Origin of the sequence: Blastopirellula sp. J2-11, from assembly GCF_024584705.1 — a bacterium.
Classification (GTDB): domain Bacteria; phylum Planctomycetota; class Planctomycetia; order Pirellulales; family Pirellulaceae; genus Blastopirellula.
This window is the reverse complement of sequence record NZ_CP097384.1, coordinates 2,828,949-2,842,321: the sequence shown is the minus strand read 5'-3', so window position 1 is coordinate 2,842,321 and position 13,373 is coordinate 2,828,949. Positions and strand designations below refer to the sequence as shown.

Genomic DNA, 13,373 nt, shown 5'->3' with positions numbered 1-13,373 from the left:
GCGCGACTTCAAAAGACGCAAGCCGCTCGGCTTCTCTCAAACTTCAATCTGTCGCCAAGCGCCGTGCCAATACCTGGCGGCGACCAGCACGCTGCGCAGGGTGATGTCGAACACCATCACCCACCAGGCTCCAAGAATTCCATAGCCAAAGCCAGGCACGTTGCCGATCAGCGGCAGCGGGATTTCGTCGAGTGCGAAAAGATAGACGCCGGGGATTCGGATCAGCAACAGTCCGACCAGCGTGATGATAAACGGGAATTTCGTATCTCCCGCGCCGCGCAGCGCGCCGCTGATGATCGAGAGGGCCGCCATGAAGGGAGTCGAAAACGCGACGACTTTCAGCAGTCGTACCGTTAAGTCGGCCGTCTCAGCGTTCTCGCCGCCGGGCTCTACTTCGCCCAGATAAAGCCACGTCAGACTCGCTCCGCCGAAGTAGAGAAACACGCCGTAGGCGGTCACCAACGAAGCGCCGGCCACTAGGGAAAGCATCGTTGCGCGCATGGCTCGCGCGGGATCTTTCGCTCCCAGAAACTGGCCTGTCATCGTCGACGCGGCGACCGCAAAAGCGCCAGCGCCCAGATAGCTGGGCCCTTCGCAGCGAACGCCCAATCCATGCGCCGCAGCGGCCAACGTCCCCAGACTGTTGATCACTCCCAAATACCAAAGGTGACAACCGAGCGTCAGCGCGTCGTTGGCGCCGCCGGGCAAACCGATTCGAATCAAACGCCAGATCATCACGCGATTGGGACGCAGCCAACGCAGACGAAGCTGCATGCCGGCGCGTCCCCCCAGCATCAGCAACAAGACCAGACACCCGCCGACGATGTGCGCGACGGCCGTTCCAACCGCAATCCCGGTCCACCCCAGATTGGGCGCCGGCCCCAGTCCAAAGGCGAGCGTCGTGCTGACCGCGACGTTGATCAAGTTGACGATCGTCATCACGCCGAGCCCACTGACGGTGTCTCCCGCGCCATGCAAGCAAGCGGTCCCAACGGCGATCACCATCAGGAAGGGAAGCGAAGGAGCGATGATCCGCAAATAGCGGGTCGCCAACTGGGCGGCGTCCGCTTCCAATTGCATCATCGCAACAAACGCATCGGCGCCAAAATAGAGCGCAATCGTGCCGATGACCGCGGCGCAAGCGCCGGCGACCAAGGCCTGATTCGCGGCAAGCGCGGCGTCCTGGGTCTCGCCGGCGCCGATCAATCGGGCGACAACCGCCGTAGCGCCAACGCCGACCGATGCGAAGATCGTAAAGGTCATCCACATCGCGTAGGCCATCAGCCCGACGGCGGCCAGCGCCGGCGTTTTCAGCTCATCAGGCAGCGCATGTCCGGCCAGGTAGGTGTCGACCATGCCGACCAGAAACTCAAGCGACTGCTCGGCCAAGACCGGCAGCGCAAGTTGCAACATCGGCCGAAACTCGCCGGTCGCACGAACGAGATGCGTGGACAATTCCGCCTCTACTCATTGGGGCCCAACGCCGCCGGCTGGCGGCGTTGGGTCGCTGCATTACGACGATTTTTCGAGATAGGTGTACCCGCGCAGGCCTTGCTCGTAGTACTGCATAATCGCGCCGGCTTCTTTATGATCCAATACGCCGGATCGCGTCACTTCTTCGACCGACTGCTGCATTTTGTCGATCAGTTCTCGATCGGTGAACTGAACATACCGCAGCACCTCGGTGACGGTATCCCCTTTGATGATGTGCGAAAAATGGGGCTGTCCCGTTTCGCCCAACTCGACATGCACGGTGTTCGTATCGCCGAACAGGTTGTGCAGATCTCCCAGGATCTCTTGATAGGCGCCCACCAGAAAAGCGCCCAGAATATACTGTCCGCCGTTCAGCTTGTGCAGCGGCAGCGAACGTTTCACATTGCGCAGATCGATAAACGAATCAATCTTGCCGTCCGAATCGCAAGTAATATCGCCGATCACGGCGCTGCGCTGCGGTTCTTCTTCCAAGCGGTGAATCGGCATCACGGGGAACAACTGGCCAATCGCCCAACTGTCAGGCATCGATTGGAACAGCGAAAAGTTACCGAAGTAGGTGTCGCAGAGTAAGCGATCCAACCCTTGCAACTCTTCCGGCACGTTCGACATGGTCTTGGTCAATGTCCGAATCTTCGCGCACAGATTCCAATAGACCGTCTCGGCGATGCTCCGTTGCTCCAGCGTCAAGTTGCCGTTACTAAACATGTTCAACGATACGTCGAGCGCCATTTGCGCGTCGTGGAAACTTTCCAACACCGTTCGCTGCGTAACGCTTTGATACGCTTCATACAATTCGCGGAGCGGCGAAGGAGCGTCATCCGGCACTGGTTCGATCTCATCGCCGGTCGTCTGCTCGGCGACGCCCAGCACTTCAAAGATCAGCATGCTGTGAAACGCGACGATCGCGCGGCCGCTTTCGGACAGCAGATGCGGATGCGCCACGCCGGCGGCGTCGCAAATCCCCTGGACATGCGAAACGACGTCGCGCGCATACTCTTCGATCGTGTAGTTCATGCTCGACTCAAAATCGGTCTGCGAGCCGTCATAGTCGACCCCCAATCCGCCGCCGACGTCGAGATAGCAAAGTCCTGCGCCGCGGCGAACCAGGTCGACATAAATGCGGGCCGATTCGACCAGCGCCGACTTCACATGGCGAATGTTGCTAACCTGGCTCCCCTGGTGATAGTGAAGCAGTTTGAAGCAATCTTCCATGCCGCGCGACTTTAACTCTTCCAGTCCTTTCAGGACTTCGGTCACCGTCAGGCCGAACTTGCTGCGATAACCGCCGGAAGCGGACCATTTGCCGGCGCCGCGCGAAGCGAGCTTCACCCGCATCCCGATCTGCGGGCGAACGCCGATCTTGGCCGAATATTCGAGAATTAGCTCTAATTCGCTATATTTCTCGACTACCGGAATGATGTTTCGCCCCAACTTCAACGCGTGCATCGCAATTTCGATGTACTCGGCGTCTTTGAAGCCGTTGCAGATGATCGGCGTTTCGTTGTCGGTCAGCGCAATGACCGCCAACAATTCGGGCTTGCTGCCGGCTTCCAGCCCAAATCCGTGCTGGCGTCCATATTGCAGAACTTCTTCCACCACTTGGCGCTGCTGATTGACTTTGATCGGGTAAACGCAGGCATATTTGTTTTGATAGCCGTATTCGCGAATCGCCACATCAAAGACGTCGCGGATCTCTTTCAGTCGCGTTTCCAAAATTCCGCTAAAACGGATCAGGATCGGCAGATCGAGCCCGCGCTGCTCCAATCGGTTGACGATCGACTCGAGCTCGACCGAGACTTCGGGATCACGATTGGGATGGACGGCCAGTTTGCCGTTTTCTTTGACCGAGAAGAACCCCTTCCCCCAGCGCGCAACTTCGTAGAGTTCACGGGAGTCGGAAACGGTCCATCGATTGCCTGCCTCTGTGAGCATCGCTAACCTTAGATTGGAATGTCAAAGGCGAATCGCCTGGAATCAGGCGGTACGGAGGTGGAAACGCCAGGGGTGTATTCTACGTCATTTAGCGCCTGTTGTGAAAGGAAGCATCCCCGATGAAACCTGAGTTGACTTGGTTGGCTAGTAGTTCGTCCAGTTGTTTGCACGTCGCCGAGCTATTGCGGCGGGGCGATACGATCGATGATCTGGGACTGGTTGAAGCGATCCAACAGCCGCTGGACTTGCTTTGCGCAGAGCTGGATACGTCAGGAATTAATATTCGCCTGTTTTGGCGTCACGTCGTTCCGCTAGCGGCCGGAATCGAAAGCGACCAAGAACTGGTCGACGTGATTCTTCGCAAAATCGGTGGCGGTGGCGGCGGCGCCAGCCCTCGAATCGCAGGCCGCATCCGTGATCTCAAGCTGGCGATGCGAAACGCCAAGCCCAATCTGACCGACGAACTGGCCCAACGCGGCGGTCCGCTGCGCGAACATTGGGAAGCCCGCGGCCCTGGACTATTGCGGCAATTCGCCGATCTGACCAGCGACGAACTGGTGGTGGAGACGGCGCAAGTGATTCTCGTTCAGCCATGCCGGGGGGGAGGGCTGCGCGCTCATCTGCCGTACAACAGCGTTCGGATAGAAGCAGTGCTCTACGATCCGGAGCCCAAGCTGCCAGAAGTTGTGCGATTGGCTTGGGGCCTTTCGCAATTGAATTTAGATCTGCCGGTTTATAGCGAAGTGATCTCGCCTGATCGACTTCCTACGATCGCAGGACTCGCGGCGCTGCCGGCGATACTTAACGCAGGTGAGCATGTCGAACTGACGCAATTCAACCAGGATATGCTCATCCTGGCATGTGAGCTCTGGCGTTTTCCCCAGGGACCGCAGCTTGACTTGCCATCTACGGCGATGCGATGGTGGCAAACCTACGAGCTAAGCCGCGCCCCTTGGGCCGTCGCTTTACAAGCGCTCGACCGGATGGTTCCCGAGTTCTAGGGAAGCCTACCGTAGCCCTCTGCATCTTTTTCTTCGTAGCTCGAAGCGCGAGTTTTGAGGTTGCGTTATTTGGCCGAACGCATTCCGGTTGGCCCGGATAGCTCCGCTATCGCGGCCAACCAGGGAAAAAGTGCACCCCCAAAATGCGCGCTTCGAGCTACGAAAAAATAGGGCGCCCCCTTTACTTCTTCGGCTCCACCATCCGCACGCGATGATTGTTGGTGTCGCCGATATAGACCGCGCCATCTTCGCCAACGCAAACGCCGTGCGGGCGATCGAGTTCGGCTTTGACGGCAGCGCCGCCATCTCCGGCGCCTCCGCGAGCCTTCGGTCCGCTGCCGGCGACGGTGGTCACGGTGCCTTCGTCGAGATCGATCCGGCGGATCGTCTGGTTCTCGGTGTCGACCACAAACAGGTCGTGATCAGGCCCCAAAGCGATTCCCTTGGGACCGTTAAACCGAGCGGTTTTGGCAGGGCCGCCATCGCCGGCGAATCCCTGCTTTCCCTCGCCGGCGACATGCGTCAACTGCTTTGAGGGGAGATCCAGTCGCCACACGCTGTGTCCTTCTCGCAGGGCGATCCAGAGCGTGTCGCCATCCAAGAAAAGTGCACGCGGGCCAAGCAGCGGCTTGGTCGCGTCCAGCAGTCCTGCGCTGGGCAATGTCTTTTTGCCGTTTCCGGCGAGCGTGTCGATAACGCCGGTCTTCAAGTTGACATGGCGAATGCGATGATTTTGAATGTCGGCGACATACAGGTTTTCGCCGGCCGGATCGACCGCGATGCTGTGCGGCTGATTCATCTGGGCCTCGACAGCCGGTCCGCCGTCGCCAGAAAAGCCCGGCTTGCCAGTTCCGGCCAGCGTTTCGATCGTGTTCGATTTGCTCAGAACGCGGCGGATGTTGTGCCCGATCCTGTCGACGATGTACAGATTGCCGGCCGTATCAAATCGGAGTTCGTACGGTTCGATCAACTTCGCCGCGGTCGCCGGTCCGCCGTCGCCCGAGATCCCTGGCTCGCCGGTTCCAGCGACCACCGAGATCTGTTTTGACTTGGGATCAAGCCGCAACACGCGATGATTTTCGACCTCGGCAATATACAGAGCGCCATCCGGCCCGATCTCAACGCCAAACGGCTGGCCGACGTTGGTTTCGAGCGCCGCTCCAACGGCGTTAAGCTTGGGCTTTCCGGTCCCGGCGATCGTGACGATCGACGGCGACTCGGCCAACAGAGAGTTCGACAGACAAAGGCAAAGGAGGATAGCGAGAGGGCGCATTGCAGGATTATTCCTTGTGCAGCCGTAGGGTCCGCTGTGCGGACCATCCGAATCGTTTGACGATTCTTGGTCCGCACAGCGGACCCTACGGATAATCATTCGAGCTACGAAGAGGCGGGTGCGATCAACGTTGGAACTATTGTAGTTCACCCGCAAGCGCGAATCACGGGTGCAACACAATTTTGCCAGCCAGGGTTTGCTGACCATGCAGCGTATTCCCTTCTTGCAACGCGTGAGCCTTCGCCGCTTCACTGAGCGGGAACTCGGCGCCGATCTGGCTTTTCAATTTGCCTGCGGCCAGCCAACCGCTAATCTCTTCGCCGCAAACGCGCATTTCGGCCGCAGAGGCTTTGAACATCACAAACCCGTACATGCGACCTTGCTTGACGTAGAACGGACCGACCGGAAACTCGGGACGAGCGGTCCGGCCTGCCATCAACACGATCCGGCCTCGTTCGGCGAGCGCATCCACAATCAGGTCAAAGTTCGGCTCGCGCTGCGTTTCCCAAAAGATGTTGACTCCCTCGGGCGCCAATTCTTTGATCCGCTCGCCGACATTTTCTGACTTGTAGAGCACCACTTCATCGGCGCCCAAATCGCGGCAGATCGCCGCTTTCTCTTCGCTGCCTGCCGCAGCGATGACGCGGGCTCCGGCAAGCTTCGCCATTTGAACCACCATCGAGCCGACGCCGCCAGAGCCCCCTTGGATATAGATCGTTTCGCCCGGCTGAAGATTGGCGTTCTCTTTGAACAGGCCAAGATGCGCCGTGATCCCCACCAGTGCGCAAGCGGCGGCGCAGCGATCCTGCGCTCCATCCGGCAACTTGTAGAGCCAATCGGCGTCGATCGCGCAGTATTCCGCGAATGTACCCTGCAGGCCGTGAAAACCTTGATTGGTGCACCAAACGCGGTCGCCTGGTTTTAAATCGCGGACCTCGGCGCCGACTTCTTCGACCACGCCGGCCAGATCGGCGCCGATGACATACGGCTGGGGCAAATCCCAATAAGCGGCGCCGCCGCGGATGTAGGTATCGATCGGATTGACCGAGACGGCCGTCATTTTGACAAGCGCTTGTCGCGGCCCCACCGAAGGAGTCGGCATGTCGCCGTATTGAATGACGGAGGGAGGACCGGGCTCAGTAAAGAAAGCGGCTTTCATGGTGCGTCAACCTGGGCGGGGGCATGATACGAAAAATCAAACGATCTTCCGTATCATATCGCAACTGACAAAGGCTGACGACATGCGCAGCGCCTAAGCCGCGCGTCGATCCAGCGGCACCGCAGGATCATAGTCATGCTCAAAATTGGTCAGCGACCGTACAGCATAAGGCTGTTTTCGCTGATCCGAATAGTAGATTCGCGCGTTGACTTCGCCGATCATGCCTAAGCTAAAAAACTGCCCCCCCATAATCGTCGAAAGCACGCAGAGCAGAAGCAACGGATTGCCGGTCATATCGACGCCGCCAGCCAACTTCATGCCGACTACGCCGAGCGCAGACGCCATCGACAGCACCAAGCAACCCAGCCCCAAGCGGCCGAATAATTTCATCGGGCTCGAAAAGAAGTTGAGCATGTAGGTGATGGTCAACAGATCCAGCACGACGCGAGTCGTACGTCCGATGCCATATTTAGTGGTTCCGAAGCGTCGCGGATGATGCTGCGTGACGACTTCCACGCAACGAGCGCCGCGTTGATGGGCCAAGATCGGAATAAATCGATGCATCTCGCCGTAGAGTTCCAGCTCTTGAGCGATCTCGCGGCGGACCGCTTTTAACGTGCAGCCCAGGTCATGAATCGGAAATTTCGTCACTTTCGAGATCAGCCAATTGGCGATCTTCGACGGCAGCTTGCGATTGATGAACGTGTCTTGGCGATTCTTCCGCCAACCATGCACCAAGTCGTAACCTTCGTCAATCTTCGCCAACATCATTGGAATATCGGTCGGATCGTTTTGCAGATCGCCATCCATGGTGATGACGACGTCGAGCGAAGCGTATTGAATGCCGGCGTGCATCGCGGCTGTTTGGCCATAGTTGCGGCGGAACTCGACCACTTTGACGTGTTGATCGCTCGCGGCGATCTCCTGAACGCGACCCAAAGTGCCGTCATTCGATCCATCGTCGACGAAGATGATTTCATACGGTCGATCCAATTTGGCGACGACGTTATGAATCTGTTCGTAAAGCAGAGGGATATTTTCTAGTTCGTTGTAAATCGGAACGACGACCGAAACGCCCATGCTATGCGATCCTCTTTTGCTAGCTTCCATGCCGCAACCACTTCCTACGCAAATTGATGAGGCGAAGTGTAGCCAAATGCCTGTTGGGGGACAACCTCAATGGCGATCTCGGTTGGCCGCGATAGCTCCGCTATCGAGACGGCGCAGCCGTTGGAGGCCTTGGACCCCGGCTGGTTGCGAATCGGAGCAACGCGACATTCAAAGGGTAAGCAAATCACTGCGGTGGAATTCCCCCTCGGGTTGACGCCTCTTACCGACTTCGTCGGCCCCGATAGCGAAGCTATCGCGGCTAACCCGATGCATGTCGCCATTTAGCAAACTCCTCGCGCCAGGCCTTCAATTTTGTCTAGCACCAGCATCAGCTGACTCCATTCGGCGACCACGTCCATCGTGTCGTATTGGGTGTCGGCAAGCCGGCCAAAGCCCTGTTCGTTCAACGTGATCGCGTCTCCCAAGACCATGCCGCCGACCGGCTCTTGATCCATTTCGTCCGGCACTTCTTCGACCAGCGGCAAGACCTGCTCCATCACGCGATGGACCGACCAAAGTGCAGCGCGGCGAGCGTCAGCAGCTTGAATGACCAGACGGACCGAACCCGATTCCACGTAATATTTCGACATGATTTGATTCCTTTGCTTCCTGCGGTTATTAGCGAGTCACTCTCGCCTGCTGTATGTATCGCAGTCAGCCCGACACCTTAGGTCCTTAGACGAAAGTTTCTGGCAAAACGTTCGCGAAATACGGGTAAAGAGGTCTGTGCTAGAATTACGATTTGAAATTAGCAGCTTGTTGGTTTACTCAACCGGCTGCTGCGTCTCAGGGATGAGACGCCCAAAATAGCGACGTAAGTCGTTATTTTGCGAGCCGTGAAGAGCTCCGCTCTGAACTTGGCGAGGTTGAACAACGCCACGAGGGCGTTTTTCAACAGGCTGATAAGTCAACTGCGAAGCTTTCGACGACGGAAACCATGAGCAAACACGCTAGCACCCAGCAATTAGCAGCCCAACTTCAACAGGCGATCCTCACCAAACAAGCCAAAGTGGGGGTCATCGGACTGGGCTATGTTGGACTGCCGCTCGTGCAGGCCTTTATCGGCAGCGAATTCTCGGCATTGGGATTTGACGTCGACCAACGCAAGGTCGACGCGCTGACGCGCGGCGAGAGCTACATCAAGCATGTTGATTCGAAGTGGATCGCCGCCTGGGTCGCCAGCGGGCGATTTGCCGCGACCAGCGATCCCCAGCGCTTGAAGGAAGCCGACATTCTGCTGATCTGCGTCCCAACGCCGCTGACCGCGAATCGTGATCCCGATCTCAGCTATGTCGAGTCGACGGCGCAGATGATCGCCGAGAATCTTCGTCCTGGGCAATTGGTCGTGTTGGAAAGCACCACCTATCCCGGCACGACGCGCGATGTCGTCGCGCCGATCCTGGCCAAGTCAGGATTAACGCCGGGTGTCGACTTCTTCTTGGCCTACAGCCCTGAGCGGGAAGATCCCGGCAATCCCAACTTCACCGCCAGCGCGATTCCCAAAGTGGTTGGCGGCTACGACCCGGTTAGTTTGCAAATCGCCGACGCTTTTTACGCTCAGGCGGTGGTCAAAACGATTCCCGTCAGTAGCTGCGAAGTCGCCGAGGCCTGCAAGATCCTTGAGAACACCTATCGCGCGGTGAACATCGCGCTGGTGAACGAACTGAAGCTGCTGTTCGATCGGCTCGACATTGACGTCTGGGAAGTGATCGAAGCTGCTAAGACCAAGCCGTTCGGCTTTCAGGCGTTCTACCCAGGGCCGGGACTCGGCGGACACTGCATTCCGATCGATCCCTTCTATCTCAGCTGGTTAGCCCGCGCGAATGAGATGCCGACCCGGTTTATTGAACTAGCCGGCGAGATCAACACGTCGATGCCGCAGTACGTCGTTCAGAAACTGTGCGACGCGCTCAACCTGGTTCGCAAACCGGCTAACGGCAGCAAAGTGCTGATCCTGGGCGCCGCGTACAAGAAAAATGTGGACGACCCGCGCGAGAGCCCGTCGTTCAAGATCATGGAACTGCTGGCCGAGCGGGGCGCCGTCCTCTCGTACAACGATCCCTTCATCCCAAAATTGCCGGCGATGCGGCACTACGACTTGCCCGATTTGACCAGCGTCGAGCTAACGCCAGAAAATCTGGCGTCGTTCGACGCGGTGATGATTGTCACCGATCACGATGAGTACGACTATCAAGAGATCGTCACCCACTCGCAGCTGGTGATCGACACCAGAAACGCAACCAAGAACGTGAAGCACGGACGAGAGAAGATCGTCCGTGCGTAAGCATAGGGCAGGCCGTGCCTGCCGCTCTTCAGACTTACCGTTGCAGCATCGATAGCGCTGGGTATCGTCGGCAGTGTTATCGGCTACTTCTTACGAGCGGGCCAGTTTATGGAACAGCTCTTGCAGCTTGAGGGTGATCGGACCAGGCCGAGCGTCACCAATGGGGCGTCCGTCGATGCGAACCACGGCAATCACTTCGGCGGCGGTGCCGGTCATGAAGCATTCGTCGGCGATGTAAACATCGTGTCGGGTCAGCGTCTTTTCTTCAGTTGGAACGCCGGCCTCTTTTGCAAGCTCGAGCACCGCTTCGCGGGTCACCCCTTCGAGGATGCCGGCGTCGGTCGGCGGGGTCATCAGAACGCCGTTGCGGACGATAAAGATGTTATCGGCCGTGCATTCCGAGACTTCGCCCTTGTGGTTCAGCATCAACGCTTCCAGGCAACCCGCCTTCGAAGCTTCGACCTTCGCCATGATGTTGTTCAGGTAGTTCAGCGACTTGATCTGCGGGCTCAACGCGCCGGGATGATTGCGAATCGTGCTGGCGGTGACGATCTCTAGCCCGTTGCGGTAATGTTCTTCTGGATAGAGCGCGATCTTGTCGACGATGATGATCACTTGCGGATTCGAGGTCCGCTCGGGACCGAGTCCCAAAGTGCCGGCGCCGCGCGTGATGACCAGACGGATATAGCAGTTGTCCAGTCCGTTTTTCTCCACTGCTTCCAGCACAGCGCTCCGCATCCCTTCGATCGGAATCGGGATTTGCAGCATGATCGCTTTGGCCGAGTCGTATAGGCGTTTCAGATGTTGCGCCATCCGAAAAACTTTCCCCTCGTAGACCCGCATTCCTTCAAAAACCCCATCGCCGTAGAGCAAGCCGTGGTCGAAGACGCTGACGACCGCTTCTTCTTTGCTAAAGAACTTACCGTTGATATAAATTTGCTGCGACGACATGCACTCTGCCGGGGTTGGAACTGCGCCTAAGGAGGCGGTCATAGTAGTGGAATTCGACATTATAGCGACAACCTGAACGAGGGTAGGGGGGGATGATTCGTGTCCGAACTACCAGAAGAGCCAAAATACCCACGGCGGGTTCACATCGTGGGCGAAATCACGCTTTTTGGGGGCAATTCGTACAAAGCAGATCACTATCCGATCTGCTTCCTGCCTCCTGAGAGCAAAGAAGAATCACCTTTCTAAACTGCTGAAAGGCGGGCCGCTAGGGCAGTTTTCCGCTCCGCTTGGCGGCGGCGAATATGATCCAGGTCATCCTGCGGCGTGGCGCTGATTAGCCGTTTGGTATATTCCTGCTGCGGATTGGCGTAAATGTTGTCTGCCGGGCCAAACTCCACGATCTTCCCCTGGTTCATGACGGCGATCATATCCGACATGAACTTCACCACGCTCAGGTCATGGCTGATAAACAGGTAAGTCAGACCGCGGCGAAGCTGCAAATCTTTCAGAAGATTTAACACTTGGGCCTGAACTGAGACGTCGAGGGCCGAAACCGACTCGTCGCAAATCAAAAACTCAGGCTCGACCGTCAAAGCTCGCGCGATGCAGATCCGCTGGCGCTGACCGCCCGAAAATTCATGCGGGTAGCGACGCAAATGGGAAGCGTTCAGCCCGACCTCTTCTAACAACGCGGCCGCGCGATCGCGGCGTTCTTTCGCTTTGCCGATCCCTTGAATGACCATCGGCTCGCAGATCGCCGCTTGAACCGTCATCCGCGGATTCAAACTTCCGTACGGATCTTGGAAGATGATCTGAAAACGGCGGCGCAATCGACGGAGTTGTTTCGACTTCGACCAGCGATCGAGCATGATCGGAGGCCAAGAATCGAGGATCGAAGCAGCGGGGTTCAATTTCGCCAGATCGATCCCGTCAAACAACATTTCGCCTGACGTGGGTCGAATCAATTGAATGATTGCGCGCCCTGTGGTGGTTTTCCCGCAACCTGATTCGCCGACCAACCCAAGGGTCTGCCCGCGGTAGACATTGAAGCTGATTCCGTCGACCGCTTTCACATGACCGGCGACGCCGCGAAAAAGTCCTTTACGAATCGGGAAGTGGACATGCAAACCGCGAACTTCCAACAGCGGCTTTTCACCTTCCGCAACCATCTTGGCGTCATCGGCGTGATGCCCCTCTTCCCAAGGATGCCCCATCGCGGCCAGTTCGGCCTGCGGATGCAGCAAACGTCCACGACCGGTCGTCATCAATTCGTTCAGGCGTTTCTCATCGACAAACTTCTCGATGATCTTCGTCTCGTCCCCTTCGGTAACGACCTCCATAAAGTCATCGACCGTCGGCAACAGCTTGTATTTGGTGTCGAGCCGGGGCCGACAAGCCAACAAACCCTTGGTGTAAGGATGCTGGGGGTTTTCGAAGATCGAGACGACGTCGCCCTGTTCGACAATCTTGCCGCGATACATCACCGTCACATGATCGGCGATATCGGCGATCACGCCGAGATCATGCGTGATAAAGAGAACCGCCATGCCGCGCTGGTCTCGCAACTTGCGCAGGATGTCGAGAATCTGCGCCTGGATCGTTACGTCCAGCGCCGTCGTCGGTTCGTCGGCGATCAGCAGTTTGGGATTGCAAGAGAGCGCCATCGCGATCATCACGCGTTGCTTTTGCCCGCCAGACATCTGATGCGGATACGAGTTGACGCGTTGCTCTGGATCAGGAATGCCGACCTCGTCAAACAGTTCGATCGTGCGCTGCTTGGCTTCGGCTTTGGTCACCTTCTGATGCAACAAGATCGCTTCGGCCACTTGCGCGCCGACGGTAAAGACCGGGTTGAGCGACGTCATCGGCTCTTGAAAAATCATGCCGATATCTTTGCCGCGGATCTTGCGCATCTCGGTCTCTGGCAATTTCACCAGATCGCGTCCCAGAAACGAGATCGAACCGCTTTCGATATGGGCCGACTTGGCGAGCAGCTGCATGATCGTTAGCGACGTCACGCTCTTGCCAGATCCCGATTCGCCGACGATTCCCATCGTCGTGCCGGCGTCAAAGTGCAGCGAAACGTCATCGACCGCTTTCACCACGCCATCTTCGGTGTGGAAATAGGTCTTGAGATGATCGATTTGGACAAGCGTGTCAGTCATGATT

At 57.5% G+C, this 13,373-nt stretch carries 10 protein-coding genes; 2 read left to right on the top strand and 8 right to left on the bottom strand.

Annotated features, from left to right (window positions below; genetic code table 11):
- Window positions 1–36 precede the first annotated feature (36 nt).
- Both M4951_RS11545 and speA read right to left on the bottom strand, forming a co-directional pair.
- On the bottom strand, window positions 37–1,455 hold the full coding sequence (locus M4951_RS11545) for an MATE family efflux transporter (RefSeq protein ID WP_262026637.1): 1,419 nt from the start codon (window positions 1,453–1,455) through the stop codon (window positions 37–39).
- A gap of 57 nt (window positions 1,456–1,512) precedes the next feature.
- Window positions 1,513–3,426, bottom strand: a complete 1,914-nt coding sequence (gene speA, locus M4951_RS11540; protein ID WP_262026636.1) for a biosynthetic arginine decarboxylase — start codon at window positions 3,424–3,426, stop codon at window positions 1,513–1,515.
- Window positions 3,427–3,545: 119 nt separating this feature from the next.
- Here speA and M4951_RS11535 point away from each other — a divergent pair, with 119 nt between their 5' ends.
- Window positions 3,546–4,427 (top strand): hypothetical protein, encoded by an 882-nt coding sequence (locus M4951_RS11535; RefSeq protein ID WP_262026635.1) that lies wholly within the window; start codon window positions 3,546–3,548, stop codon window positions 4,425–4,427.
- Window positions 4,428–4,608: 181 nt separating this feature from the next.
- Here the strand turns inward: M4951_RS11535 and M4951_RS11530 are convergent, their stop codons facing one another.
- The 4 genes from M4951_RS11530 to M4951_RS11515 all read right to left on the bottom strand — a co-directional run bounded on the left by M4951_RS11530 (window position 4,609) and on the right by M4951_RS11515 (window position 8,559).
- The gene (locus M4951_RS11530; RefSeq protein WP_262026634.1) at window positions 4,609–5,700 is read right to left on the bottom strand and encodes a hypothetical protein; all 1,092 of its coding nucleotides are present in this window, start codon (window positions 5,698–5,700) and stop codon (window positions 4,609–4,611) included.
- Between the two features lie 163 nt (window positions 5,701–5,863).
- Window positions 5,864–6,859, bottom strand: coding sequence for an NADPH:quinone reductase (locus M4951_RS11525; protein ID WP_262026633.1), 996 nt, complete (start codon window positions 6,857–6,859; stop codon window positions 5,864–5,866).
- Between the two features lie 93 nt (window positions 6,860–6,952).
- Window positions 6,953–7,939 (bottom strand): glycosyltransferase family 2 protein, encoded by a 987-nt coding sequence (locus M4951_RS11520; protein ID WP_262026632.1) that lies wholly within the window; start codon window positions 7,937–7,939, stop codon window positions 6,953–6,955.
- A 311-nt stretch (window positions 7,940–8,250) separates the two neighbouring features.
- On the bottom strand, window positions 8,251–8,559 hold the full coding sequence (locus M4951_RS11515; RefSeq protein ID WP_262026631.1) for a hypothetical protein: 309 nt from the start codon (window positions 8,557–8,559) through the stop codon (window positions 8,251–8,253).
- A 347-nt stretch (window positions 8,560–8,906) separates the two neighbouring features.
- Here M4951_RS11515 and M4951_RS11510 point away from each other — a divergent pair, with 347 nt between their 5' ends.
- Window positions 8,907–10,253, top strand: a complete 1,347-nt coding sequence (locus M4951_RS11510; RefSeq protein WP_262026630.1) for a nucleotide sugar dehydrogenase — start codon at window positions 8,907–8,909, stop codon at window positions 10,251–10,253.
- 90 nt (window positions 10,254–10,343) lie between these two features.
- Here the strand turns inward: M4951_RS11510 and ilvE are convergent, their stop codons facing one another.
- Complete coding sequence (gene ilvE, locus M4951_RS11505) at window positions 10,344–11,204, bottom strand: branched-chain-amino-acid transaminase (RefSeq protein ID WP_262026629.1); 861 nt, start codon at window positions 11,202–11,204, stop codon at window positions 10,344–10,346.
- A gap of 242 nt (window positions 11,205–11,446) precedes the next feature.
- Window positions 11,447–13,369, bottom strand: a complete 1,923-nt coding sequence (locus tag M4951_RS11500) for an ABC transporter ATP-binding protein (RefSeq protein ID WP_262026628.1) — start codon at window positions 13,367–13,369, stop codon at window positions 11,447–11,449.
- Window positions 13,370–13,373 lie beyond the last annotated feature (4 nt).